This is a genomic window from Streptomyces sp. NPDC093111 (assembly GCF_040683955.1).
Classification (GTDB): Bacteria; Actinomycetota; Actinomycetes; order Streptomycetales; family Streptomycetaceae; genus Streptomyces.
Window position 1 is genome coordinate 1 of sequence record NZ_JBFBNW010000012.1, and the last position, 23357, is coordinate 23357.

Sequence of the window (23357 nt, forward strand, 5' to 3'; positions counted from 1 at the left end):
ATCCGCAACCGAGCCGCCGCCAACTCCACCGCCAACGGCAACCCATCCAACCGCCGAACAATCTCCTCAACCCCAGCCCGCTCCCCCTCCACACCAAACCCAGGCCGCACAGCAGCCCCCCGCTCCCCGAACAACCGCACCGCCGCCCCCACCGACAACGGCCCCAACGGCCACACCACCTCCCCCGGCACCCCCAACGACTCCCGACTCGTCGCCAACACCGTCACCCCCACACACCCCGCCAACAACACCTCCACCAACCCAGCCACCACACCCACCACATGCTCACAGTTGTCCAACACCACGAGCATGCGCAGCTCGGCGCAGTGTTCGATCAGGCGGCGGGTGGGGTCGTTGGGGTCCTCGCCGAGACGCAGTTCCTCGGCGCCGGCGCCGCGCAGGACGGTCTGGCGGGCGCCGACGGCGCCGAGGACGGCTTCGACGACGGCCTCGGGGTCGGTGACGGGCGCGAGTTCGACGAGCCAGACGCCGTCGGGCCAGCCGCCGCCGACCCGTTCGGCGACCTCCTGTGAGAGCCGGGTCTTGCCGACACCGCCGGGCCCGAGCAGGGTGACCAGCCGCGAGGACCTCAACTCACCGGCAAGCTCCTCCAGTTCGGCATCGCGCCCGAGAAAGCTGGTGAGCCGCGCCTTCAGATTGCCGACGGGAGCCCGCACGCCGGAAAGAACTACGGGCGCCTCCAGCAACTCACCGTGCAGGGCCCGCAGTTCAGCGGAGGGATCGACACCGAGCCGATCGGCGATCTCCCCCCGGACGACGTCGTAGGCCGCCAGGGCCTCGGCCGAGCGCCCGGCGTCCCGCAGTGCCCGGATGTGCAGGGCCTGGAGGGGCTCGTCGAGCGGATGGGTCTCGCACAGGGCGGTCAGCTCGGGCAGCACCACGGCCGCGTCGCCGAGGGCGAGGGCGGCGGAGAGCCGGGCCCGGCGGGCGTCGAGCCGACGGGCCTCCCAGCGGGCGGCCTCGGCCCCACGGTCCGGGAGGTCGGCCAGGGCCGGCCCCTTCCACAGCGCGAGGGCCTCGTCGAGAAGCCGGGCGGCGGCGGCCGCACGCCCGCCCTCCCCTTCCCGTACGCCTTCGGCGGCGAGCCGCTCGAAACGGAACAGGTCGACGTCGTCCCGCGCCGCGTCCAGCAGGTAGCCCCCGTCGGTGGAGACGACCCGCTCGTGCCCCAGGGCCCGCCGCAGCCGCCCCACCAACGCCTGGAGCGCGGCGACCGCGTCGGCCGGCGGCTCGGCGCCCCAGACCTCGTCGACGAGCACCCCCACGGGAACGGCCCGCCCCGGCCGCAGCGCGAGCACGGTCAACAGCGCCCGCACCCGGGGCCCGCCGACGGCGACGGCGGACCCGTCAGGGCCTTCTGACGTGTGGACCCGGGCCGGGCCGAGGACGAAGTAGCGCACGGACCCCATTGTCCGTGAGCCGCCAGAAAACCCGCACCCGACCGACAAGAGGAGGCCCCCGCACGACCCACGGGTCTAGGCGCCAGACAGAAGACGACAGACGACAGACGCCCCCACATCCGCATCCCGCCGGAGGAACCGCCACAGCCCCCGGGTACGTTCCCCGGACAGACACCCCACCCCCCGGGAGCCAAGCATGAGCGCGACCACCCACCGCCACCACGAGCGGAGGATCAGCCCGGTCTTCCTGGCGATCGCCGCCGTGATGGGAGTCACCGGCTGGGCCGTGTGGACGGACTTCGCGGCCTCGACGGGCCTGGCGGTCTTCCTCTTCGTGACCTCGGCGTGGATCGTCTCGCTCTGCCTCCACGAGTACGCGCACGCCCGCACCGCGCTGCACAGCGGGGACATCACGGTCGGCGCGAAGGGCTATCTGACCCTGAACCCGCTGGCGTACACGCACGCGGTGCTGAGCGTCGTCCTGCCGGTGCTGTTCGTGATCATGGGCGGGATCGGTCTGCCGGGCGGCGCGGTCTTCATCGAGCGGGACCGGGTCAGGGGCCGCTGGAAGCACAGCCTGATCTCGGCGGCGGGCCCGCTGGCGAACGTGCTGTTCGCGGTCGCCTGCACGGCGCCGTTCTGGCTGGGGGCGCTGGACGGCGTGCCGGTGGCGTTCCGGTACGCGCTCGCGTTCCTGGCGTTCCTCCAGGTGACGGCGGCGCTCCTGAACTCCCTGCCGGTGCCGGGGCTCGACGGCTACGGAGTGATCGAGCCCTGGCTGTCGTACCGCTTCAAGCGCCAGATCGAGCCGTACGCGCCGTACGGCTTCTTCGTCGTGATCGCGCTGCTGTTCGTCCCGGCGATCAACGGGGCGTTCTTCGACGGGGTGGACGCGCTGATGCGGGCGCTCGGGGTGCCGGAGCTGGCGCGCTACTGCGGGTCGAACCTGTTCCGCTTCTGGGAGTCGGCGCCGGAGATCTGCGCGGTCTAGCCCTCGGTGGAGGCGCCGGCGGAGGTCTTGGCGCGCCGGATGTAGTACCAGGCCATGTTCGAGGAGAGACCGGCCAGCAGCACCCAGATGATGCCGAGGAAGCTGCCCTGGACGAAGGAGACGACGGCGGCGGTGACGGCGAGCGCGCAGACGACCAGGGCGTAGAGGGCGAGGCGGGGCATGGAGGTCGACTCCTGTCGGATACGGCGATGGTGCCCGTCCAGTGTCCCCCATGCCCTGCCAGGCCACGCACAAGGCCCCGGACGAGGCTCAGACGTCGGTGACGCGCAGCCCGGCGTGCGCCTTGTACCGCCGGTTCACGGAGATGAGGTTGGCGACCAGCGACTCGACCTGGTGCGCGTTGCGCAGCCGCCCGGCGAAGACGCCGCGCATGCCGGGGATGCGCCCGGCGAGCGCCTGGACGATCTCGACGTCGGCGCGGACCTCGCCGAGGACCATGACGTCGGTGTCGATCTCGTCGACGGAGGTGTCCTGGAGCAGGACGGCCGACAGGTGGTGGAAGGCGGCGGTGACCCGGGAGTCGGGGAGGAGCACGGCGGCCTGCTCGGCGGCGGAGCCCTCTTCGGGCTTGAGGGCGTAGGCGCCCTTCTTGTCGAAGCCGAGCGGGTTGACGCAGTCGACGACCAGCTTGCCGGCGAGCTCGGAGCGCAGGGCCTCCAGGGTCTTGGCGTGCCCGTCCCAGGGCACGGCGACGATGACGATGTCGCTGCGGCGGGCGCACTCGGCGTTGTCGGCGCCCTCGACGCCGAGGCCGAGCTCGTCGGCGGCGGCCTGGGCGCGGTCGGCGGCGCGGGAGCCGATGATCACCTTCTGGCCGGCCTTGGCGAGCCGGTACGCGAGGCCGCGCCCCTGGTCGCCGGTGCCGCCGAGGACGCCGACGACGAGCCCGGAGACGTCGGGGAGGTCCCAGGGGTCCTTGGGCGCGGGGGCGGCGGAGGCGGGGCTGCTGGAGGAGGGCGAGGAAGTCATGGCCCCGACATTACCGACCGGTCGGGTCGAGTGGCCCCGTACGGGTGACAGTTCCGCGAACGCCCGTGTACGCGCCCGGCGCGGGCCCATGATGCGGGGCCATGGACGCCGTACGTGTCGCGCTGCTGCGTGAAGTGCTCGCCGGTACGGAGTGGCCGGCTGCGGCCCGCCGCTTCGCGGGTTCGCTGCGCTCCTCGGTCGTGTCGCACGGCGGTGGGCTGCTGCTCGTGGGGACGGAGGAGTACGAGCCGTGGCACCTGGCGGCGCATCTGGTCGACGAGTCGGCCTGGTCGGGCTGCCCGGAGCTGGCGCCGACCCTGGTGAGGCACCGGGTGCGGCCGGGTGATCCGGCGCACCTGGCGGTGGGTCTGGGCAGGATCGAGTCGGCGGGCCGGGGGGCGACGCTGTTGATGGTGGCCCCGTCGCGGCCGGCGGCGGGACTGCTGGAGCGGGTCCATGACGCGCGCAGGGCGGGGGCGACGGTGCTGTCCTTGGACGCCGGCGATCCGGAGCTGTTGGGCCTGGCGCACGAGACGCTGGTGGTGACGGCGGACGCGGAGGTGGACCTGGACACGGTCCAGCACCTGGTGAGCGCGGCGAGCGGCGAGAACTGCCTGCCGCCGGCGGCGCCGCGTGGGCGGCCGCGCTTCCGGGACCGCCTGTCCCGTCTGGCCGACCGCCTGACGGCCCCGCCACCGGCCCGCTGGTGAAGAGATCACCCACCAACCTCTCAGCCGGCCGCCCACCCACCCACCCACCGAATATTCGATTGCCCGGGGCACCCGCCCCACCCCACCATGACCCGTCGTGACCCGTTTGCTCCGCCTCCTCCCCGATCTCGCCCCTTGGCGCTCCTCCTCTGATTTCCGGCTCCTGTGGGTGCAGGGTCTGGTGGCGTACTTCGCGAGTTTCATGGCGCTGATCGCGCTGCCGCTCCAGATCAAGGACCTCACGGACTCGCCGCTCGCGGTGGGCGCGATGGGTGCGGTGGAGCTCGTCCCGCTGATCGTCTTCGGGCTGTACGGCGGGGCGCTCGCCGATGCCGTGGACCGGCGCAAGGTGATCGTGGCGACGGAGGCGGGGCTGGCGCTGCTGGCGCTCGTCCTGTTCCTGAACGCGCTGCTGCCGCAGCCGCTGCTGTGGCCGCTGTACGTGGTCGCGGCGGGGGTCTCGGCGCTGGCGGGGCTGCAACGCCCGGCGCTGGACTCGCTGATGGCCCGGATCGTGCCGCACGCGCAGCAGACGGCCGCCGCCGCGCTGAACTCGCTGCGCTGGCAGCTGGGGTCGATCGCGGGCCCGGCGCTGGCGGGTCTCGTGGTGGCGTACGCGGGGCACGCCCCGGCGTACGCGGTCGGGGCGACCGGGTTCGTGGTGTCGGTGCTGCTGTGCCGCCGGCTGTCGCCGGCGCCGCCGGCGCGGGACGCGGAGAAGCCGTCGCTGCGCGGGATCGTGGAGGGCGCGCGGTACGCGTGGTCGCGGCCGGTGCTGCTGGGGACGTACGCGATCGACCTGGCCGCGATGTTCTTCGCCTTCCCCAACACGATCTTCCCGTTCCTCGCGGACGACCTGGACGCGGAGTGGTCGCTGGGCCTGATGTACGCGGCGGGTTCGGTCGGCTCGCTGGTGCTGGGGCTCACCAGCGGCTGGACGTCGAGGGTACGGCGGCACGGGCTGCTCGTCGTGGCGGGGGCGACGGGGTGGGGTCTGGCGATCGCGGCGGCGGGCTGGTTCGGGAACGTGTGGCTGGTGCTGCTGTGTCTGGCGTTCGCGGGTGCGGGCGACATGCTGAGCGGGCTCGGCCGGTCGACGATCTGGAACCAGACGATCCCGGAGGAGCTGCGCGGGCGCCTGGCGGGCATCGAGGTGCTGTCGTACAGCGTGGGCCCGCAGCTCGGTCAGGTCCGGGCGGGTGCGATGGCCGGCTGGACGGGTACGCGGGCGGCGGTCTGGTCGGGCGGCGTGGCCTGTGTGGCGTCGGTCGGCCTGCTGTGCCTGGCGTTGCCGAAGCTGCTCGCGTACGACGCCGCGACGGACGAGGACGCGCTGGCCCGGAAGGCCGCGGCCGTCGCGTAGGGCTCGCGGGCCCTACGCGACGGCCGGGGCGGGCCCTCAGGAGTCCCGGCGGCGCGCCGCCCACCCGCGCAGGGACAGCGCCGCGAGGACGAGGACCCCCGCCGTCTCGACGGCGAGCGTGGGGACGACGAGGTCCGCTTCGACGACCTCCTTGAAGCCGAAGAGCCCGGTGGTGAGGCTCAGGACGAGCGCGCCGAGGGTGCCGGCCGTGAAGAGCGCGGTGACCGCGGCGACGGGCTCCAGGAATCGGGCGGGCGTGCCGAGCAGGGCCGCCGCGAGGACGCAGCCGACGATGCCGTTGAGCAGGAAGAGCACGCCGATGGTGGCGACGTACCGGTAGCCGTCGCCCCAGAGGTAGAGGTGGATCGCGGCCATCGTGGCGGTCAGGGCGACGCCGGTGAGGCGCAGCAGGACCGTCACGGCGGCGCTCCTAGTAGCCGGTACCCGGGCTGTTGCCGTTGCCATTGCCGTTCCCGTTGTTCGGAGTGGTCGGGGTGGTGCCGCCGGTCGCGCCGACGGTGATCTGCGTCTTCATGCCCAGGTCCTTGTGGCCGTCGACCGGGCAGTAGACCTGGTAGGTGCCGGACTTGAGGGTCACCGTGAGGGTGGCGGACTCGCCCGGGGAGAGGGTCTTGGTGCGGTTCTCCGTGCCGCCGCCCTCGATCTCCAGGGCGTGCATGTTCTGCCCGTCGTTCTTGGCGACGAAGGTGTACGGCCCGGCGTGGAAGGTCTGCTGGGAGAGCGCGATGTGGAAATCGGTCAGGTCGGCCTTCACCTGGGTGGCCGCCGTGGTCCCGGTGGTCCCGGTGGACGGGGCCGGGGCAGGGGTACTGCTGCTGCCGCTGCCTCCGCCTCCGCCGCCGCCTCCGCAGGCGGCCAGGAGGGCGGCGAGGGCGGCACCCGACAGGCCGAGGGCGATACGGCCGCGGGTGCGGTGGGCGCGTGGGGTGCTCGATGTTCCGGTCATGGTTCGGTCCTCCACAGGGGATACGGCCGGGCGGGACGAAGGGATTGCCGGCCCCCGTTTCCGGTGGCGGGACGGACGGACAATGGAGTCCGAGGCCCCCCCGGGGGGAGCCAAGTCCCCCCGGGCAATCCCTTCGGGGCCGCGGAACGTATCCAGAGGTATGCGGCACATGGGCGCTTCCCTCGGGCAGGTACCCGACGAGGCACTGCTCTCCGGTCTGACCACGGGCGACCAGGAGATAGCGGTGGCTTTCGTGCGCCGTTTCCAGCGGGCCGTTTTCGGGGTGGCCGTCGCCGTCGTCGGCGATCCCCAGCTGGCCGAGGACATCGCCCAGCAGACCTTCGAGCGGGCCTGGCGGCACGCCCAGGTGTACGACCCGCGGCGCGGCTCGGTGCGGACCTGGCTGACGACGATCGCGCACAACCTGGCGATCGACGCCGTACGGGCCCGGCGGGCCAGTCCGGTGGCCCCGGAGGACCTGGACGCGCTGCTCGGCGCGATGACGGACACGCCCGAGCGGTACGCGGTGGCGGAGGAGGGCTCGGAGCGGGTGCGGCGGGCGGTGGCGACGCTGCCGCGCGAGCAGGCGCGGGCCTTGGTGATGGCCGGGATCTACGGGATGACCGCGCGGGAGGTCGCCGCGCGGGAGTCCGTTCCGCTGGGCACCGCCAAGACCCGGATCAGGGCGGGCACGGCGAAGCTGCGGGCGGCCCTGGAGCGGGAGGAGGAGCGGTGAGCGGCGTGGCGTGCGAGCGGCTGCGGGAGCTCGGTGCCGAGCTGGCGCTGGGGGTCCTGTCGGCCCGGGAGCGGGCCGAGGCGGTGGCCCATCTGGACCGCTGCCCGGAGTGCCGGGAGTACGTGGAGCAGCTGACGGCGACCGGGGACCGGCTGCTGGGACTGCTGCCGGAGGCGGAGCCTCCGGTCGGCTTCGAGAGCCGGGTGGTGGCGGCGCTGGCTCCGGCCCCGGCGCCCCGGCGGTACGGGCGGCGCCGGCTGCGGATGGCGGCGGTGGCGCTGGCCGCGGCGGTGGCCTGCGGGTTCGGCGGCTGGGCGGTCGGCACGGTGGTGGAGAGCGCACCGGCGGTCTCGACGGATCCGGGGCACGCGGCGCATCCGGGCCTGTTCGAGGCGGCCCTGGTCTCCCCGGCGGGGCACGAGGTCGGCCGGGTCTTCGCGCACCAGGGGCAACCGGGCTGGGTGTACATGTCGGTGGACCTGGAGGGGGCGGGCCGCGGGCCGGTGCGCTGCGTGCTCGACGCGGCCGACGGCGGCTCGACGGTGCTGGGCTCGTTCGCGCTCAAGGACGGCTACGGCTACTGGGCCGCCCCGACCCGGCTGGGCCCCACGGCACCGGCCGGCGTCCGGCTGCTCGGCACGGACGGCACGGTTCTGGCGTCGGCCGCCTTCCCGGCGAACGAGGCGTGAGGGACGGGCGGGGCTTGCCGGGCGCGAGCCCGGGCGCCACTCGCGTACCGGCCGCCACCCACCCCCCGACGCCCCCACGCCCCGGCGCCACCCGGGCCCCATGCGGCACGCCCGACCGCCCCGGCGGCCCTAGCGGTCCTGGCCCGGGGCGCCGTCACCGCTCTCCCCGCCGCTCTCGCTGCTCTCCCCGCCGCCCCGCTTGTCGTGCCAGCGCGGGTCGGTCTCCCACTCCAGGTTCCGTTCCCGGGCCGTCTCCATGGCGTGGGCGGCCTCTTCAGGGGTGGCGTACGGGCCGAAGCGGTTCTTGGCCGGGCACTCGGGGCCCTCCTCGACCTTCTTGTGCTCCAGGCAGTAGTACCACTCGCCCGGCTTGCCCACCGTGCGCTTCTTGAACAGGGCCATCGTCGGCTCCTTCCTCTGTCGCCATGCTGCCCCAGACGCGGTCGTTAGACTCGCTGACATGTCTGGCCAGTCGCTTCTCGTCCCGGGGGAGCTCTCCCCCCACCGTTCCGTTCCGGGGTCCATCCGCCGCCCCGAGTACGTCGGAAAGCCCGCCCCCACCCCGTACTCCGGGCCCGAGGTGCAGGACTCCGACACGATCGAGCGGATGCGGATCGCCGGTCGCATCGCCGCGCAGGCGATGGAGGAGGCCGCCAAGCACATCGCGCCGGGGGTGACCACGGACGAGCTGGACCGGGTCGCGCACGCGTACATGTGCGACCACGGCGCCTATCCGTCGACGCTCGGCTACCGCGGCTTCCCGAAGTCGCTGTGTTCGTCGGTCAACGAGGTCATCTGCCACGGCATCCCCGACTCGACCGTCCTGCGGGACGGCGACATCGTGAACCTGGACGTGACCGCGTACATCAACGGCGTCCACGGCGACAACAACGCGACCTACCTGTGCGGGGACGTCGACGAGGAGTCCCGGCTGCTCGTGGAGCGGACCCGCGAGTCCCTGAACCGGGCGATCAAGGCGGTCAAGCCGGGCCGCCAGGTCAACATCATCGGCCGGGTCATCGAGTCGTACGCCAAGCGCTTCGGCTACGGCGTCGTACGCGACTTCACGGGGCACGGCATCAACTCGTCGTTCCATTCCGGGCTGATCATTCCGCACTACGACTCGCCGCACCACACCACGGTCATCGAGCCCGGCATGACGTTCACGATCGAGCCGATGCTGACCCTGGGCACCCACGAGTACGACATGTGGGAGGACGGCTGGACCGTGGTGACCAAGGACCGGAAGCGGACGGCGCAGTTCGAGCACACGCTCGTGGTGACGGAGACCGGGGCCGAGATTCTTACGTTGCCCTGACCCGTTCGAAGGGTAGCTTTTTACCGACAGGACGTCGGGAACCAGTTGACTTAGGCAAACCTAAGTTGGCAGGATCATCCTGGTCATGATGGTTCCCGACCCCCGACGGTCCCGGAGGCACGCCTTGGACACGCCCTTCTCGACGCTCATCCGCACCGCGTCGCACGCGCAGCACACGGAGGCCGAGTCGTCGACGTTCATGAGCGACCTCCTCGGCGGCCACCTCGCCGTGGACGCGTACGCGCGCTACACGGAGCAGCTGTGGTTCGTCTACCGGGCCCTGGAGGACGCCGCCGAGGCCCTGAGGTCCGACCCCGTCGCCGGGCCGTTCATACAGCCGGAGCTGTTCCGCACGGCCGCGCTGGAGCAGGACCTCGCCCACCTGCGGGGCCCCGACTGGCGCGCCGGGCTGACGGCCCTGCCGGCCACCGAGGCGTACGCGGCGCGGGTCGCCGAGTGCGCCCGCGACTGGCCCGCCGGATACGTGGCACACCACTACACCCGCTACCTGGGCGACCTGTCGGGCGGCCAGATCATCCGTGACAAGGCCGAGCGGACCTGGGGCTTCGCCCGCAAGGGCGACGGTGTGCGGTTCTACGTGTTCGACGCGATCGGCAACCCGGCCGCCTTCAAGCGGGCGTACCGGGAGCTCCTCGACGGGGTGAACGCGGACGACCTGGAGAAGCAGCGGATCGTCGACGAGTGCAAGCGCGCCTTCGACTTCAACGGCGCGGTCTTCCGCGAGCTGGCGGGCGAGTTCCCGCTCACCGCGGCCTGAGCACGGCGGGTACGGGGCCGGGCGGACCGAGTGGTCCCGCCCGGCGCCTCCCTCAGACGGTGAACGTCCGCTCCAGGCGGACGCGGCCGCCGAGTTCGACGATGCCGTCCGGGCCCGGCGCGGTGAGCAGCTGTGAGCCGCGCCCCTGGGTGATGTTGAGCGCCCGGCCGAGCTCCGCCGTGAGCAGCAGCGCCGCCGCGCCCGTCGCCTCGTCCTCGTCGATGCCGTCGCCGCGTCCGGGGAAGGCCCGTGCGCGGATGCGCCCGGCGGCCTCGTCCTCCCAGGCCCAGGCGTAGATCCACTCCCCCGGCTCCGGGACGTCCAGGGCGTCGACCTCGGCGGCCGTGGCGTACCGCTTCAGCGTGCGCGGCGGGGCCCATTCGGCGCGGGCCTCGATCCAGGTGAACTCGCCGTCGCCGCGCACCCACACCTCGCCGGCCGGCGGGCAGATGACCTCCAGGTCGAGCAGCCAGGCCGTGCCCACGAGCGGGTGCCCGGCGAAGGGCAGCCGCAGTCCCGGGGTGTAGATGTCGACGACGCCCCGCTCGGGGTCGTCCACGAACACGGTCTCGCTGAAGCCGAGTTCCTTGGCGAGTGCCTGCCGGGACGCCTCGTCGGGGTGGCTTCGCCCGTCGCGTACGACGCCGAGGGCGTTGCCGTGCCGGCCGTCGCCCGCACAGAAGACCCGCAGGACGTCGATGTCAGTGACCGTCGTGTTCATGGCGGAATTGAAGCATCCAGACGCCCGGTCGCGCCGGAGCACCGCGAAGAGGCCGCACCCCGGGGAGGGGTGCGGCCTCGTTCGCGTACGGGGATCGATACGGGATCGGCTACGGGATCAGCTGCGGGTCGCCCGGCGGCGGACGCCGATCACGACGCCCGCGCCGGCCGCGGCGGCGAGGCCGGCGGCGGCGAGGAGGGGGCCGGTGGGGGTGTCCGCGCCGGTCGCGGCGAGGGCCGCGGAGCCGCCCACGGTGCTGCCCGCGCCGCCCACGCTGCCGCCACCGCCGGCCGAGCCATCCGCCGGGGAGCCGCCCGTGGAGCCGCCGGCCGCCGGCAGGTTCGCCCCGGTGGTGGTGGCGAGGCTGACGGTGACCGGGTCGATGGCGGTGCCCGCGGTGTAGAAGGCCTCGCCGCTCGGGCCCGCGAAGGTGGCCGCGCCGGCCTCGGTCAGCTTCGCGGGGAGCGCGGCGAGGGTGACGACGCCGTTCTTCGCCCGCCAGTCGGCCCGGGTCAGGTCGAGTTCGGCGAAGACCACGTCGCCCTGGGTGCCCTTGGCGGTGGTGACGTCGGCGACGAGGGTGCCCTTCGTGCCGTTCGCCTTCACCTTGACGTCGCCGATGCTCCAGTCGATGCCATGTGCCGCGCAGGCGAAGCGGAGGCTGCCCCCGAAGCCCGCGTCGGCCGTGCGGGCCCCGGTGTCCAGGCTCGCCCGGCTGAAGGCGAAGGCGTAGGCGGAGCCATTGGTACGGGCTCCCCCGGCCGGGGTGACGGTGCCGCCGCAGGTGGTGGTGACGTACGTCCGCCAGGACTCCTTCACGCCCCAGGTGAGGCGCCCGCTCTTGACGGCGGGGGCCTGGGCCCCGGGCGGGGCGGTCGTGGCGGTCGGCTTCGGCTTCACCGTGGCGGTCGGGGTGGGCTTCGGCTTCGGCGGCGGGGTCGTGCTCGTGGTGGGTGTGGGGGTGGGCTGCTGGGTCGGGGGCGTGGTCGGCGGGGTCGGCTCGGCGCCGCCCGGCGTCACCGTGAGGGTGGCGGGGTCGAGCGCGTCGCCCTCCTTGTAGAACCCCGCGAAGGCGGCGGCGCCCTCCTTGGTGAGCTTGGCCGGTATGCCCTTGAAGACCATCGCGCCGCCCGCGCCGCCGCCCGGCCGGACGCCGGTCATGTCGAGGGCGGCGAAGGGGATGTCGGCGCGGGTGGTGAAGGTGCCGTCCTTCTCCTTGGTGACGACGTCGGCGGTGATCTCGCCGGTCGGCGCGGCGGAGCCCTTCGTCGACAGGCGCACGTCCGAGAGGCGGATGTCGAGGGCGCCGTCGTGGGCCTCGAAGCGGACGCCGCCCTTGAAGGAGTTGGCGGTGGCGTGGCTGCCGGTGTCGTACGTGCCGGTGCCGTCGACGAAGGTGAAGATCCCGTGGTCAGGGGCCTGCCGGGCGCCGCCCTCGACGGTGGTGCGGCCCTTGGCGAAGGGCTTGGCCAGGTAGGAGCGGAAGGACTCCTTGACGCCCCAGTCGAGGGTGCCGTTCTTCAACGGGATCGGGGGCGGGCCGTCGGCCGCGACGGCGGGCAGCGCGAGGGCGCCGCCGCCGAGCGCCACGACGGTGGCGAGGGCGGCGGCCCGGGTGAGGGTGCGGTGGCTCAGGGGGGTGGCCATGGTGGGTGGTCTCCTGGTGAGGACGTGCGGGTGGGTCGGTGGGGCCGTGGTCGGCCCGGGTCGCCGTGGTCAGTCCGGGTCGCCGTGGTCAGCCCGGGTCGCCGTGGTCAGCCCGGGTCGCCGTGGTCAGTCCGGGTCCGCCGTGGTCAGTCCGGGTCCGCCGCGCGGCGTCCGCGCAGGGCGGCGCGGAGGGCCACGGCGGCGGCGAGCAGGACGCCCGCGCCGAGGGCGGTCCAGACGGCGGGGCCCGGGCCGGCGTCGGCGGCCTTCGCCGACGCCGCCTCGGGTGCGGGAGCCGGGGGCGTCGAAGGGGCCTTCGGGGCCGGGGGTTTCGCGTCGGTGCCGAGGTCCGGCAGGGCCGGGAGCCGGGCCGTGGTGTCGACGGCGACGGCGAGGGAGACGGGGTCCATCGCGGTGCCCGCCCGGTACATCCCGCCGAACGTCCGGGCGCCGCCCTCGGTGAGGGTGGCGGGGGCCTCGGTGACGGCGGCGAGGCCGTTCCTGGGGCTGAGGTCGCCGGTGGGGAAGGTGACGAGCGGGACGCGCTTCTCGGGGGGTCTCCCGGCGCTGGTGACGTCGGCGCTGAGGGTGCCGCGGCCGTCGGCGACGCGGACGGTGACGGCGCCGAGCGTGAGGTCGAGGTGGGCCCCGGTGAAGCGGACGCTGCCCGCGAAGACCGCGTCGAGGGTGTGTTTCGCCGGGTCGTACGTGCCCTTGCCGGCGGGGAAGCGGAAGAGCGCGCCGCCGTCCTGGGCGCCGCCGGTCAGCGCCCAGCGGCCCTGGGCGACGGCCCCGGTGACGTACTCGCGGAAGGTGCGCCGGACGCCCCAGTCGACGGCGGCGTCCCGGAAGCCGGTGGCGGGTCGGCCCGTGTCGGGGGCGGGGGCCGGGGTGGGTGCGGCGGGTTTCGCGCGCTGTCCCGCCGGGGGCGTGAGGACGTCGGCGGAGAGGGTGAGCGGGTCGAGCGGGGTGCCCGCCGGGTAGTAGCCGGCGAAGGCGGTGGCGCCCTGGGCGGTGAGGGTGGCGGGCACGCCGGTGAGGGCGAGCGGGCTGCCGCCGCCGCGCATGTCGATGCCGGAGAGGTCGAGGGTGGCGAGCGGGACCCGGCCGCGGGTGGTGAGGGTGCCGCTGCCCTTGGCCTTGCTCGCCATGTCCGCGTAGAGGGTGCCCCGGCCGTCGCGGATCCGGACCTGGGGGCGGCTGACGGTCAGGTCGAGGGCGTGTCCGCCGTCGGCCTCGCGGTGGCCGAGGAAGCGCACCCCGCCGCTGAAGGCGGCTTCGAAGGCGCCGGTGGCGGGGTCGTACGCGCCTTGCGCGGAGTGGAAGCGGAACTGCCCGGAGCCGACCGTGGCGGCGCCGCCGGTGAGGCTCCAACTCCCGTGGGCGACGGGCCCGGTGACGTAGCTCTGGAAGGAGGACTTGATGCCCCAGTCGAGCCGGCCGCCCTGCACGGTCCGGCTCTCCGCGCGGGCGGCGGCGGCCGGGAGGAGGACGGCGAGCAGCGCCGCGACGAGCGTCACGGCGGATGCGCGGCCGGGTCTGGAGAACGGCGGCATGGAACCCCTCCGAGTCGAGGAAAAGTAAGGTAAGGCTAACCTAAGCTACGACCCGGTCAAGACGTCCACGCCCCCCGAGAGACAGGAAGGCCCCCGGTGCGCACTGCCCGCCGCACACGCCCAACTCGCCCGTTCCGCACGGCCGGAACGCTCGTCGCGCTGCTCGCCCTCGCCCTCACCGCGAGCGGCTGCGCCCCGGCGGCGCCCGGGCCCGCGGGAGCCCCCGGCACCCCTGCCCCTCCCGCCTCGCCCGCCCCCGATCGGATCGAGCCGCTCGCCGCCCCGGCGCGGCCCCGACTCCCCGTCACCGTCGCCTCGGCGGACGGGCGCGAGGTGACCGTCGCGTCCACCGAGCGGATCGTCCCGCTCAGCGGCTCCCTCTCGGAGCTGGTCTTCACCCTCGGGCTCGGCCGTCAGGTGGTCGCCCGCGACGTCACGGCCACCTTCGAACAGGCCGCCCGGCTCCCCGTGGTGACCCGCGGCCACGACGTCTCCGCCGAGAGCGTGCTCTCGCTGCGGCCCACCCTCGTCCTCGCCGAGAGCACCACCGGGCCCGCCGAGGCCGTCGCCCGCATCCGCGAGGCCGGGGTCCCGCTGGTCGTCGTCGCCCCCGCCAAGCGCCTCGCGGACGTCTCCGCGCGGATCGGCGCGGTCTCCGCCGCCCTCGGCGTCCCCACCGCCGGCACCGCACTCCGACAGCGCACCGAGGAACGGCTCGACGCGGTACGGGGCACGGTCCCCGGGCACCCCGAGAAGCCCCGGGTCGCCTTCCTCTACGTGCGCGGCTCGGCCGCCGTCTATCTGCTCGGCGGCGCCGACTCCGGCGCGAGTTCCCTCCTGGAGGCGGCCGGTGCCGTCGACGCGGGCAAGGAGTCCGGGCTCACCAAGGACTTCACGCCCCTCACCAGCGAGGCCCTCGCGGCGGCGGCGCCCGACGCGATCCTCGTGATGAGCAAGGGACTCGACTCGGTCGGCGGCGTCGACGGGCTCGTCCGGCTGCCGGGCGTCGCCGAGACCCCGGCCGGACGGGACCGCCGGATCGTCAGCGTCGACGACGGCGTGCTCCTCAACTACGGCCCGCGCACCGACCGCGTACTGAAGTCCCTGATCGACCAGCTGTACGGGGAGCCGAAGTGACCGCCGCACCGGACACGGCCCCGGCGACCGCCGCACCCGAAGCCACCCCGGCGGCCGCCCCCAGCCCCGGCCTCCTCCCCCGCTCCCGCCCCCGCCGGACGTTCGCGCTGACCGCCGGTCTGCTCGGCGCGCTGCTGCTGCTCACCCTGCTGTCGGCCGGGCTCGGGGCGTACGAGATCCCGCTCGGCGACGTCCTCGCCTCCGTGCGGAACCGGGTGGGTCTCGGCGGGCATCCGCTGGACCGGTCCGCGGAGAGCGTCCTGTGGAACATCCGGTTCCCCCGGGTCGTGCTCGCCCTCCTGGTCGGCGCCTCGCTCGGCTGCGCGGGCGCCCTGATGCAGGGCGTGTTCGGCAATCCGCTCGCCGAGCCCGGCGTGATCGGCATCTCGGCGGGCGCGGCGGTCGGCGCGGTCGGCGCCATCGCGCTCGGCCTGTCCTTCCTGGGCGGCTGGACCGTGACGGTCTGCGCCTTCGTGGCGGGCCTGGTGACGGTGGGTCTGGTGTACGCGCTGTCGCGTGCGGGCGGCCGTACGGAGGTCGTGACGCTGATCCTGACCGGAATCGCGGTGAACGCGTTCGCGGGTGCGCTGATCGGGCTCTTCGTGTTCTTCGCGGACAACGCGCAGCTCACCCAGATCACCTTCTGGCAGCTGGGCTCGCTCGCCCAGGCGACCTGGCCGAAGGTGCTCGCGGTGCTGCCGTGCGCGCTGCTCGGCCTGGCCGTCGCCCCGCTGTACGCCCGCCGTCTCGACCTGCTCGCGCTCGGCGAGGGCCCGGCCCGGCACCTGGGCGTGGACGTGGAGCGGCTGCGGGTGGCGCTGGTCCTGGTGGTGGCGCTGCTCACGGCGGCGGCGGTCGCGGTGGCCGGGATCATCACCTTCGTGGGCCTGCTGGTCCCGCACCTGCTGCGCATGGCGCACGGCCCGGGGCACCGCTTCCTGGTGCCGGGCAGCGCGCTGGGCGGGGCGGTGGTGCTGATGGCCGGTGACCTCGCGGCCCGTACCGTCGCGGCCCCGGCCGAACTCCCCCTGGGCGTCCTCACCGCCCTCATCGGCAGCCCGTTCTTCTTCTGGCTGCTGCGCAGGACCCGTCGCAGGCAAGGTGGTTGGGCATGAGCATCCGGACGACCAGGTGGATCCCGGGGCGCCGCACGCGCGCGCTGCCCGCGCCCGTCCCGCCCGGCGGGACCGTCGCCGAGGCCGTGGGCCTGCGGGTCGCGCGGGGGCGGCGCGCGGTCCTGGACGGTGTCGACGTCGCCGTACGGGCCGGGGAGGTGCTGGCCCTGGTGGGGCCCAACGGGGCCGGGAAGTCCACGCTGCTCGCGGCGCTCGCCGGGGACCTGGCGCCGGCCGGCGGCGAGGTGCGGATCGCGGGGCGGCCCGCCGGTGCCTGGACGGCCGCCGAACTGGCCCTGCGGCGGGCGGTGCTGCCGCAGGACGCGGCGCTCGCGTTCCCGTTCCCGGTCGCCGAGGTGGTGCGGATGGGCCGGGCGCCCTGGGCCGGGACGGTCCGGGAGGCGGAGGACGGGGCGGCGGTCGCGGAGGCACTGGCGCTGACGGAGACGGCGGAGTTCGCCGGGCGCCCGTTCCCCGCGCTGTCGGGCGGCGAGCGGGCCCGGGTGGCGCTGGCCCGGGTGCTGGCCCAGCGGGCCGGGCTGCTGCTGCTCGACGAGCCGACGGCCGCGCTCGATCTGCGCCACCAGGAGCTGGTCCTGAGGGTGTGCCGGGAGCGGGCGGCGGCCGGGGACGCGGTGGTCGTGGTCCTGCACGACCTGGGTCTCGCCGCCGCGCACGCGGACCGGGTGGCGGTGCTGCACGAGGCGCGGGTCGTGGCGGCCGGGCCGCCCGTCCGGGTGCTCGGCGGGGAGTTGCTGAGCCGGGTCTACCGGCAGCCGGTGGAGGTGTTCCCGCATCCGCGGACCGGCGCCCCCGTCGTGCTACCCGCACGTAACCCGAATCAGGACAATCCACCCCACTTGACCAGCCCTTGACCAAGCCCTGAAGTCCCCATGAGGCAGCTGTGACCAGGTCGTGTCCGGGACTCCGGTCCTGAGAGCTGAATCACTGGACGGGTGGGTACTGCTGAGGTAAGCCTCGGTTAAGTTAGGTCCGCCTCACCCCGTCCCCAGCGCCGTGTCCCCGAGTGGAGCCCACATGCGAGCCGTCCGTCTCACCGTCGTCACCGCCGCCGTCACCGCGGCGACTCTGGCCGCCGCCACGGGCTGCACACAGAAGAGCGACGCGAAGTCGGAGGACGGCGCGGTCCAGGTGATCGCGAAGGACGACTCCTGCGAGGTCTCGAAGAAGGACTTCCCGGCCGGTCACCTCAAGCTGAACGTGGAGAACCGCGGCAGCAAGGTCACCGAGGTCTACGTCCTGTACCCGGACGACCGGATCGTGGCCGAGCGCGAGAACATCGGCCCCGGCACCAAGGCGTCCATCACCGCCGAGATCAAGGCCGGCGACTACGAGATCGCCTGCAAGCCCGGCATGAAGGGCGACGGCATCCGCCAGAAGGTCACCGCGACCGGCGCCGGCGCCTCCGCCGTCAAGCGCTCCCCGGAGATGGACGCCGCCGTCGCCGCCTACCGCCAGTACGTCCAGGCGCAGGCCGACGCGACCATGCCCAAGGTGAAGGTCTTCACCGACGCGGTCCGCGCCGGTGACATCGAGGCCGCCAAGAAGGCCTACGCCGACTCCCGCATCGGCTGGGAGCGCACCGAGCCGGTCGCCGAGTCCTTCGGCGACATCGACCCGAAGGTCGACGTCCGCGAGGACGGCCTGGAGGCCGGCCAGGACCCCGCGAAGGACTGGACCGGCTGGCACCGCCTGGAGAAGGCGCTGTGGCAGGACAAGAAGATCGGCGACCGCGAGAAGCAGCTCGCCGACCTCCTCGACAAGGACCTGGCCGACTGGCAGAAGCGGGTCGGCAAGGCCGACATCACGCCCACCTCCATGGCCAACGGCGCCAAGGAGCTCCTGGACGAGGTCGCCACCGGCAAGGTCACCGGCGAGGAGGAGCGCTACTCGCACACCGACCTGGTCGACTTCAAGGGCAACGTCGAGGGCGCGCAGAAGTCCTTCGAGCTGCTGAAGCCGGTCGCCGCCAAGAACGACCCCAAGCTGGTCGCCGAGCTCGACAAGCAGTTCGCCGCCCTGAACACGCTGCTCGACAAGTACCGCACGGACAAGACGAGCTACGTCTTCACCTCGTACGAGAAGGTCGGCAAGGAGCAGCGCAAGGAGCTGTCGGACGGCGTCAACGCGCTGGCCGAGCCGCTCTCCAAGCTGGCCGCCGCGGTTGTGAAGTAGAGGGGACGACCGGGATGAGCACGCCCTCGGACGAGAGCACCACGCAGAACGCCCCGCAGGACGCCCCGCAGGGCACGGAACAGGCGGAGCTGGCCGGGCAGGCCGGCACCGGGCAGGGCGCCGCGCCCTCCCGTCGCAGCGTCATCGGCTGGGGCGGGGCCGGGCTCGCGCTCGGCGCCGTCGCGGCCGGCACCACCGTCGCCCTGACCCGGGGCGGCGGCGACGCCACCGCCCCCGTCGCCGAGAGCGGCGCGGCCGTCCCCTTCCACGGCACCCACCAGGCCGGCATCGCCACCGCCGTCCAGGACCGGCTGCACTTCGCGTCCTTCGACGTGAAGACGAAGGACCGGGCCGAGCTGATCCAGCTCCTGAAGGACTGGACCCGGGCCGCCGAGCGCATGACGGCCGGCGCCGAGGTCGGCGAGGGCGCCTACGGCGGCCTGCCGGAGGCCCCGCCGGACGACACCGGCGAGGCCCTCGGCCTCAAGCCGTCCCGGCTCACCCTCACCATCGGCTTCGGCCCCTCGCTCTTCGACGGGCGCTTCGGCCTCGCCGACCGGCGCCCCGGCGCCCTGGTGGAGCTGCCCAAGTTCCCCGGCGACAACCTGGACCCGGCCCGCAGCGGCGGCGACCTGTGCGTCCAGGCGTGCGCCGACGACCCCCAGGTCGCCGTGCACGCCATCCGTAACCTGGCCCGCATCGGCTTCGGCAAGGTCGCGGTGCGCTGGTCCCAGCTGGGCTTCGGCAAGACGTCCTCGACGACGCCGGACGCCCAGACCCCGCGCAACCTGTTCGGCTTCAAGGACGGCACCCGCAACATCGCGGGCACCGAGACCGACCGCCTCGCGCGGCACGTGTGGGTGGCCGGCAAGGGCGCCGAGGGCCCGGCGGCCTGGATGGACGGCGGCTCGTACCTGGTCGCCCGCCGGATCCGGATGAACGTCGAGACCTGGGACCGCACCTCGCTCGCCGAGCAGGAGGACGTCTTCGGCCGCGACAAGAAGGAAGGCGCGCCCGTCGGCAAGGCCAAGGAGCACGACGAGCCGTTCCTGAAGGCCATGAAGCCGGACTCGCACGTGCGCCTGGCGCACCCCGACTCCAACGGCGGGGCGACCATCCTGCGCCGCGGCTACTCCTTCACCGACGGCACGGACGGTCTGGGCCGCCTGGACGCGGGCCTGTTCTTCCTCGCGTACCAGAAGGACGTGCGCACCGGCTTCATCCCGGTGCAGACCTCCCTGGCCCGCAACGACTCGCTCAACGAGTACACGCAGCACGTGGGTTCGGCACTGTTCGCGATCCCGCCGGGCGTCCGTGACAAGGACGACTGGTGGGGCCGGGCGCTGTTCGCCTGAGTCGCGTACCACCCCGACCTCCAAGAAGGGACCGCCGTGTTCGGCAACTATCTGATCGGCCTGCGCGAGGGTCTTGAGGCCAGCCTGGTCGTCTGCATCCTCATCGCCTACCTGGTGAAGACCGGGCGCAAGGACGCCCTGCGGCCGATCTGGATCGGCATCGGCGTCGCCGTCGCGCTCGCGCTCGCCTTCGGCGCCGGCCTCACGTTCGGCTCGCAGGAGCTGACCTTCGAGGCGCAGGAGCTGCTCGGCGGCTCGCTGTCGATCATCGCGGTGGTCCTGGTGACCTGGATGGTCTTCTGGATGCGGCGCACCGCGCGGCACCTGAAGACGGAGCTGCACGGCAAGCTGGACGCGGCGCTCCAGATGGGCACGGGCGCGCTGGTCGCGACCGCGTTCCTGGCGGTCGGCCGGGAGGGCCTGGAGACGGCGCTGTTCGTGTGGGCGTCGGTGCGGGCCTCCTCGGACGGCACGTACGCGCCGCTGATCGGCGTGGTCCTCGGCCTGCTGACGGCCGTGTTCCTGGGCTGGCTGTTCTACCGGGGCGCGCTGAAGATCAACCTGGCGAAGTTCTTCACCTGGACCGGCGGCATGCTGGTCGTGGTCGCCGCCGGCGTGCTCGCGTACGGCGTGCACGACCTGCAGGAGGCGGACTTCCTCGGCGGCCTGTCGAACAAGGCCTTCGACATCTCCGCGACGATCCCGCCGGACAGCTGGTACGGGACCCTCCTCAAGGGCGTGTTCAACTTCCAGCCCGACCCGACGGTCCTTCAGGTCACGGTGTGGGCCGCATATCTGATCCCGACGCTCGCCGTGTTCCTGGCCCCGGTAGGGTCGGGTCCGTCCAAGCGGGTGGCGAAGCAGAAGGCGACCGAGACCGATGAGAAGGCTGAGGCGACCGGCGCGGAGGCGACCGGCTGACACGCTCCTCGCGGCGGCGACGGCTTCCGTCCTCGCCCTGACCGCGAGCGGCTGTGTGACGGTGCACGGCGAGCGGGAGCTGACGCCCGCCGCGACGAAGGCCGAGGCCGCGCAGGCCCTCAAGGACTTCACCGACGCCTACAACAAGGCCGACAAGGCGTACGACCCGGCCCTCGACGCGGGCCGGGTCACCGGCCCGATGGGCGAGATCAACCAGGCGGGCCTAACCTCGCGCCAGAGGTCCACCCCCGGCGGCAATCCGGACCACCGGCCGCTGGAGCTGACGGACGCGAAGTTCGCCATACCCCGCAAGGCCGGCTGGCCGCGGTACTTCGTCGCGGACACCGACTCGAACCGGGACACCGACCAGGGCCCCGGCGACAACCGCTGGCTCCTGGTCTTCGTGCGGGGCGGCGCCCAGCAGCTCTGGGAGGTCGCCTACCTGTCGATCCTGGGCGCCGGCGAGGTCCCCGCGTTCAAGAGCGAGGCGGGGTACGCGGTGCCCGTCGGCGCCGGTTCCCAGGGCCTCGCGGTCGCGCCGCGGGAGCTCGGCGAGCGGTACGTGGCGTTCCTCAAGGGCGGGGCGGCCGGGCAGCGGGGTCCGTTCGCGCCGGGCCCGCACACCACCGAGTGGCGGGCGGCGCGGGAGCAGGACGCCAAGCGGCCCGGGCTCGTCACCCAGTACGTCGACCGGGCCGACAGCTCCGGGGACTTCGCGCCGCTGGGGCTCGCGACGGAGGACGGCGGGGCGCTGGTCTTCTTCGCGACCCGCTACTTCGAGCGCCAGACGGCGGCGAAGGGCTACCGGCCGAAGGTCGGCAAGGACGTGAAGGCGCTGCTGACCGGCGAGGTCAAGAACACGGTCACCAAGCGATGGGTGTCCAGCCAGACGGTGCTGGTGAAGCCGGCGGGCACGGACGGCGACGCGGTCGCGGTCGTGGGCCGGCTCCAGGGCGTGACGGCGGCGGAGGGGTCGTAAGCGGCGGGACCCTCGGGCCGCGGGCGGCGGGGGCGTGACGCCCCTGGGGCGGCGGGCTCGTGACGACCTTCGGGCCGCGGGCGGCGGGACCCCTCAGCCGCTGAGCGGCCGGGCCCCGCGCCGGGGCTCAGTGGTCGGGCCCCCGCGCCGGGATCAGCGGTCAGGCTCCCGCGCCGGGATCAGCGGCTGAGCGGCCAGGCTGCCGCCTGGTCCGCGGACTCCCCCTGCTCGGCCCGCGCGGCCGCGTGGCGGGCGCAGGCGTCGGTGAGGGACTCCAGGAGGTTCAGCGGCTCGGGCAGCGGATGCTCGGGGCCGCGGACCCAGGCGAGGAGTGGCTGGCTGCCCTCGTCGCCGGGGAGCCGGGACGGCGGCACGAGCACGTAGCTGCCGCGGCAGTGCCAGCGGAGCCCCGGATGCTCGTCCATGGTCTCGGGGTGGCAGTCCAGCTCGCAGGGCCACCACTCGTCCTCGTCCTCGGGGGTGCCCCGGGTGGCGGTGAAGAAGAGCATCCGGCCGTCGTCGTCGCGGTCCTCGGCGGCACCGGAGACGGCGACGGGGCCGACCTCGACGCCCTCGGCGAGGAGCCGGTCGAGGGCGGCCTGGCCGGCGGCGAGGGGGACGTCGAGGACGTCGTGGACCATGCCGGTGGCGGTGACGAAGTTCGCCTCGGGCTGGTTGCGGGCCCAGCGCTCGATCTGCGCGCGGTCGGTGGTCGACTGGGTCTGCCAGGCGAAGGAGACGGGGTGCCGGGCGGGGGTGGGACAGCCGATCCGCTCACAGGAACATCGGTAGCCGACGGGGTACGCGGCGGGGGCCAGCGGCATCCCCGCGGCGGCGACGGCCAGGAGCGCGCTCTCGCGGTCGTTCTCGATGTCGGCCGCGCTCCGCTTGGGGCGCCTGCGCAGCCACTGCGCGAGTTTGCTCTCCGTGCCGCGGTAGCGGCCGATACCGTCGCCCATCTATCCCCTCACACCTCATGCTCGCCCGTTCGGTCCCACGGGTTCTCCATGGTCCCACCATCCTGCGCCTCGGGTGACCGGAGTCGGGAACCGGGGGGTGGGCCGGTTCTCACGGACGGGCGCCGAGACCGCGCAGGGCGTAGTCGACGAGGGTGTCGGCGTAGGCGTGGGTGAGCGGCCGGGTGCGGTGCAGCCAGCGGTGGTGCAGGGGTCCGACGAGGAGTTCGAGGGCGATGCGGGGGTCGACCGAGGGGTCGACGTCGCCGGCCGCCTGGGCGGCCTCGATGCGGCGCACGTACTGCTGGAGCGCGGGTTCGAGGAGCCGGGCGGTGAACTGGGCGCCGAGCTCGGGGTCGACGATGCCCTCGGCGGCGAGGGCGCGGGTGGGGCGGTCGTAGACGGGGTCGTTGAGCTCGTCGACGGTGGCCCGCAGGACGCGCTTGAGGTCGGCGGCGAGGTCGCCGGTGTCGGGGATCTCACTCTCGCCGCTGCCGCCGGCGGCCTCGGCGGCCTGCTCGGCGAGGTCGAGGAAGGCCTCCATGAGGACGGCGGGCTTGGAGTTCACCGGCCACCAGCGGTAGATGGTCTGCTTGCCGACGCCCGCGCGGGAGGCGATGCCCTCGACGGTGGTCCTGGCGTAGCCGTTCTCGGAGACGAGGTCGAGGGCGGCGGCGTAGATGGCGCGGCGGGAGCGCTCGCTGCGGCGGGTGGAGTCGGGCGCCTTGAGATCGCGCGCTCGGGAATCGGGCGCCTTGGAGTCGGTCATGCCGTCCAACCTAACAGTCGGCGAGACGTCTCGTCTCGCCAC

General features: G+C 73.9%; 25 protein-coding genes. 14 read left to right on the forward strand and 11 right to left on the reverse strand.

Features of this window, described 5'->3' with window-relative positions:
- Positions 1 to 1430: BTAD domain-containing putative transcriptional regulator (locus AB0Q96_RS21480; RefSeq protein ID WP_365327720.1), on the reverse strand; the 1430-nt coding region annotated here is incomplete at its 3' end.
- A gap of 187 nt (positions 1431 to 1617) precedes the next feature.
- Here AB0Q96_RS21480 and AB0Q96_RS21485 point away from each other — a divergent pair.
- Entirely contained in the window at positions 1618 to 2412 is a 795-nt protein-coding gene (locus tag AB0Q96_RS21485) for a site-2 protease family protein (RefSeq protein ID WP_365327722.1), read from the forward strand.
- Here AB0Q96_RS21485 and AB0Q96_RS21490 read toward each other — a convergent pair.
- Both AB0Q96_RS21490 and npdG read right to left on the reverse strand, forming a co-directional pair.
- Positions 2409 to 2594 carry a hypothetical protein gene (locus AB0Q96_RS21490; RefSeq protein WP_365327724.1) on the reverse strand — a complete coding sequence of 62 codons (186 nt, stop codon included), beginning with the start codon at positions 2592 to 2594 and terminating at the stop codon, positions 2409 to 2411. The two genes, AB0Q96_RS21485 and AB0Q96_RS21490, sit on opposite strands and share 4 nt — an antisense overlap.
- Positions 2595 to 2682: 88 nt before the next feature.
- The gene (npdG, locus tag AB0Q96_RS21495; protein WP_365327726.1) at positions 2683 to 3402 is read right to left on the reverse strand and encodes an NADPH-dependent F420 reductase; all 720 of its coding nucleotides are present in this window, start codon (positions 3400 to 3402) and stop codon (positions 2683 to 2685) included.
- A gap of 101 nt (positions 3403 to 3503) precedes the next feature.
- Here npdG and AB0Q96_RS21500 point away from each other — a divergent pair, with 101 nt between their 5' ends.
- Positions 3504 to 4112, forward strand: coding sequence for a hypothetical protein (locus AB0Q96_RS21500; RefSeq protein ID WP_365327728.1), 609 nt, complete (start codon positions 3504 to 3506; stop codon positions 4110 to 4112).
- Positions 4113 to 4209: 97 nt separating this feature from the next.
- Complete coding sequence (locus AB0Q96_RS21505) at positions 4210 to 5475, forward strand: MFS transporter (RefSeq protein ID WP_365327730.1); 1266 nt, start codon at positions 4210 to 4212, stop codon at positions 5473 to 5475.
- Between the two features lie 36 nt (positions 5476 to 5511).
- Here AB0Q96_RS21505 and AB0Q96_RS21510 read toward each other — a convergent pair whose 3' ends face one another.
- A complete protein-coding gene (locus AB0Q96_RS21510) occupies positions 5512 to 5895 on the reverse strand; it encodes a hypothetical protein (protein ID WP_365327732.1) in 384 nt (127 codons plus the stop codon).
- A gap of 10 nt (positions 5896 to 5905) precedes the next feature.
- Positions 5906 to 6442: a cupredoxin domain-containing protein gene (locus AB0Q96_RS21515; protein ID WP_365327734.1), complete on the reverse strand. Its 537-nt coding sequence runs from the start codon at positions 6440 to 6442 to the stop codon at positions 5906 to 5908.
- Between the two features lie 160 nt (positions 6443 to 6602).
- Here AB0Q96_RS21515 and AB0Q96_RS21520 point away from each other — a divergent pair, with 160 nt between their 5' ends.
- Both AB0Q96_RS21520 and AB0Q96_RS21525 read left to right on the forward strand, forming a co-directional pair.
- Positions 6603 to 7178 carry a sigma-70 family RNA polymerase sigma factor gene (locus AB0Q96_RS21520; RefSeq protein WP_365327736.1) on the forward strand — a complete coding sequence of 192 codons (576 nt, stop codon included), beginning with the start codon at positions 6603 to 6605 and terminating at the stop codon, positions 7176 to 7178.
- The gene (locus AB0Q96_RS21525) at positions 7175 to 7867 is read left to right on the forward strand and encodes a hypothetical protein (RefSeq protein ID WP_365327738.1); all 693 of its coding nucleotides are present in this window, start codon (positions 7175 to 7177) and stop codon (positions 7865 to 7867) included. The genes AB0Q96_RS21520 and AB0Q96_RS21525 overlap by 4 nt, the downstream gene beginning before the upstream one ends.
- Positions 7868 to 7996: 129 nt before the next feature.
- On the opposite strand, the gene AB0Q96_RS21530 is transcribed toward AB0Q96_RS21525, so the two are convergent.
- Positions 7997 to 8269: a hypothetical protein gene (locus AB0Q96_RS21530; RefSeq protein WP_365327740.1), complete on the reverse strand. Its 273-nt coding sequence runs from the start codon at positions 8267 to 8269 to the stop codon at positions 7997 to 7999.
- A 58-nt stretch (positions 8270 to 8327) separates the two neighbouring features.
- On the opposite strand from AB0Q96_RS21530, the gene map reads away from it, so the two are divergent.
- Positions 8328 to 9185 (forward strand): type I methionyl aminopeptidase, encoded by an 858-nt coding sequence (gene map, locus AB0Q96_RS21535; RefSeq protein WP_365327742.1) that lies wholly within the window; start codon positions 8328 to 8330, stop codon positions 9183 to 9185.
- Positions 9186 to 9309: 124 nt separating this feature from the next.
- Positions 9310 to 9963, forward strand: coding sequence for a biliverdin-producing heme oxygenase (locus AB0Q96_RS21540; RefSeq protein ID WP_365327744.1), 654 nt, complete (start codon positions 9310 to 9312; stop codon positions 9961 to 9963).
- A 52-nt stretch (positions 9964 to 10015) separates the two neighbouring features.
- On the opposite strand, the gene AB0Q96_RS21545 is transcribed toward AB0Q96_RS21540, so the two are convergent.
- The 3 genes from AB0Q96_RS21545 to AB0Q96_RS21555 form a co-directional block, all read right to left on the reverse strand.
- Complete coding sequence (locus tag AB0Q96_RS21545) at positions 10016 to 10684, reverse strand: PhzF family phenazine biosynthesis protein (protein ID WP_365327746.1); 669 nt, start codon at positions 10682 to 10684, stop codon at positions 10016 to 10018.
- Positions 10685 to 10801: 117 nt separating this feature from the next.
- A complete protein-coding gene (locus AB0Q96_RS21550; RefSeq protein ID WP_365327748.1) occupies positions 10802 to 12331 on the reverse strand; it encodes an HtaA domain-containing protein in 1530 nt (509 codons plus the stop codon).
- Positions 12332 to 12477: 146 nt separating this feature from the next.
- Positions 12478 to 13887, reverse strand: coding sequence for an HtaA domain-containing protein (locus AB0Q96_RS21555; protein ID WP_365327749.1), 1410 nt, complete (start codon positions 13885 to 13887; stop codon positions 12478 to 12480).
- A 96-nt stretch (positions 13888 to 13983) separates the two neighbouring features.
- On the opposite strand from AB0Q96_RS21555, the gene AB0Q96_RS21560 reads away from it, so the two are divergent.
- From AB0Q96_RS21560 to AB0Q96_RS21590, 7 genes are all read left to right on the forward strand, one after another.
- Positions 13984 to 15024 carry an ABC transporter substrate-binding protein gene (locus AB0Q96_RS21560; protein WP_365327751.1) on the forward strand — a complete coding sequence of 347 codons (1041 nt, stop codon included), beginning with the start codon at positions 13984 to 13986 and terminating at the stop codon, positions 15022 to 15024.
- Positions 15021 to 16139 (forward strand): iron ABC transporter permease, encoded by a 1119-nt coding sequence (locus AB0Q96_RS21565; protein ID WP_365327753.1) that lies wholly within the window; start codon positions 15021 to 15023, stop codon positions 16137 to 16139. The genes AB0Q96_RS21560 and AB0Q96_RS21565 overlap by 4 nt, the downstream gene beginning before the upstream one ends.
- A complete protein-coding gene (locus AB0Q96_RS21570) occupies positions 16136 to 17014 on the forward strand; it encodes a heme ABC transporter ATP-binding protein (protein ID WP_365327755.1) in 879 nt (292 codons plus the stop codon). Before AB0Q96_RS21565 ends, AB0Q96_RS21570 begins: the two co-directional genes overlap by 4 nt.
- A 163-nt stretch (positions 17015 to 17177) precedes the next feature.
- Positions 17178 to 18335 (forward strand): iron uptake system protein EfeO, encoded by a 1158-nt coding sequence (efeO, locus tag AB0Q96_RS21575; protein WP_365327757.1) that lies wholly within the window; start codon positions 17178 to 17180, stop codon positions 18333 to 18335.
- A gap of 14 nt (positions 18336 to 18349) precedes the next feature.
- Positions 18350 to 19690 carry an iron uptake transporter deferrochelatase/peroxidase subunit gene (efeB, locus tag AB0Q96_RS21580; RefSeq protein WP_365327759.1) on the forward strand — a complete coding sequence of 447 codons (1341 nt, stop codon included), beginning with the start codon at positions 18350 to 18352 and terminating at the stop codon, positions 19688 to 19690.
- Positions 19691 to 19726: 36 nt separating this feature from the next.
- On the forward strand, positions 19727 to 20611 hold the full coding sequence (efeU, locus tag AB0Q96_RS21585; RefSeq protein ID WP_365327761.1) for an iron uptake transporter permease EfeU: 885 nt from the start codon (positions 19727 to 19729) through the stop codon (positions 20609 to 20611).
- Positions 20571 to 21590 carry a hypothetical protein gene (locus tag AB0Q96_RS21590; protein WP_365327763.1) on the forward strand — a complete coding sequence of 340 codons (1020 nt, stop codon included), beginning with the start codon at positions 20571 to 20573 and terminating at the stop codon, positions 21588 to 21590. The genes efeU and AB0Q96_RS21590 overlap by 41 nt, the downstream gene beginning before the upstream one ends.
- 179 nt (positions 21591 to 21769) lie before the next feature.
- On the opposite strand, the gene AB0Q96_RS21595 is transcribed toward AB0Q96_RS21590, so the two are convergent.
- The gene (locus AB0Q96_RS21595; protein WP_365327764.1) at positions 21770 to 22549 is read right to left on the reverse strand and encodes a bifunctional DNA primase/polymerase; all 780 of its coding nucleotides are present in this window, start codon (positions 22547 to 22549) and stop codon (positions 21770 to 21772) included.
- Positions 22550 to 22658: 109 nt separating this feature from the next.
- Positions 22659 to 23315 carry a TetR/AcrR family transcriptional regulator gene (locus AB0Q96_RS21600; protein ID WP_365327766.1) on the reverse strand — a complete coding sequence of 219 codons (657 nt, stop codon included), beginning with the start codon at positions 23313 to 23315 and terminating at the stop codon, positions 22659 to 22661.
- Positions 23316 to 23357: the final 42 nt, after the last annotated feature.

What these genes read in the sequence shown, in the direction of transcription:
- AB0Q96_RS21570 (WP_365327755.1), top strand. Translation starts at nt 16,136, where the DNA reads ATGAGCATCCGGACGACCAGGTGGATCCCGGGGCGCCGCACGCGCGCG.
- efeO (WP_365327757.1), top strand. Translation starts at nt 17,178, where the DNA reads ATGCGAGCCGTCCGTCTCACCGTCGTCACCGCCGCCGTCACCGCGGCG.
- AB0Q96_RS21520 (WP_365327736.1), top strand. Translation starts at nt 6,603, where the DNA reads ATGCGGCACATGGGCGCTTCCCTCGGGCAGGTACCCGACGAGGCACTG.
- AB0Q96_RS21595 (WP_365327764.1), bottom strand. Translation starts at nt 22,549, where the DNA reads ATGGGCGACGGTATCGGCCGCTACCGCGGCACGGAGAGCAAACTCGCG.
- AB0Q96_RS21500 (WP_365327728.1), top strand. Translation starts at nt 3,504, where the DNA reads ATGGACGCCGTACGTGTCGCGCTGCTGCGTGAAGTGCTCGCCGGTACG.
- npdG (WP_365327726.1), bottom strand. Translation starts at nt 3,402, where the DNA reads ATGACTTCCTCGCCCTCCTCCAGCAGCCCCGCCTCCGCCGCCCCCGCG.
- AB0Q96_RS21515 (WP_365327734.1), bottom strand. Translation starts at nt 6,442, where the DNA reads ATGACCGGAACATCGAGCACCCCACGCGCCCACCGCACCCGCGGCCGT.
- AB0Q96_RS21550 (WP_365327748.1), bottom strand. Translation starts at nt 12,331, where the DNA reads ATGGCCACCCCCCTGAGCCACCGCACCCTCACCCGGGCCGCCGCCCTC.
- AB0Q96_RS21545 (WP_365327746.1), bottom strand. Translation starts at nt 10,684, where the DNA reads ATGAACACGACGGTCACTGACATCGACGTCCTGCGGGTCTTCTGTGCG.
- AB0Q96_RS21590 (WP_365327763.1), top strand. Translation starts at nt 20,571, where the DNA reads ATGAGAAGGCTGAGGCGACCGGCGCGGAGGCGACCGGCTGACACGCTC.
- map (WP_365327742.1), top strand. Translation starts at nt 8,328, where the DNA reads ATGTCTGGCCAGTCGCTTCTCGTCCCGGGGGAGCTCTCCCCCCACCGT.
- AB0Q96_RS21600 (WP_365327766.1), bottom strand. Translation starts at nt 23,315, where the DNA reads ATGACCGACTCCAAGGCGCCCGATTCCCGAGCGCGCGATCTCAAGGCG.
- AB0Q96_RS21530 (WP_365327740.1), bottom strand. Translation starts at nt 8,269, where the DNA reads ATGGCCCTGTTCAAGAAGCGCACGGTGGGCAAGCCGGGCGAGTGGTAC.
- AB0Q96_RS21485 (WP_365327722.1), top strand. Translation starts at nt 1,618, where the DNA reads ATGAGCGCGACCACCCACCGCCACCACGAGCGGAGGATCAGCCCGGTC.
- AB0Q96_RS21490 (WP_365327724.1), bottom strand. Translation starts at nt 2,594, where the DNA reads ATGCCCCGCCTCGCCCTCTACGCCCTGGTCGTCTGCGCGCTCGCCGTC.
- efeB (WP_365327759.1), top strand. Translation starts at nt 18,350, where the DNA reads ATGAGCACGCCCTCGGACGAGAGCACCACGCAGAACGCCCCGCAGGAC.
- AB0Q96_RS21555 (WP_365327749.1), bottom strand. Translation starts at nt 13,887, where the DNA reads ATGCCGCCGTTCTCCAGACCCGGCCGCGCATCCGCCGTGACGCTCGTC.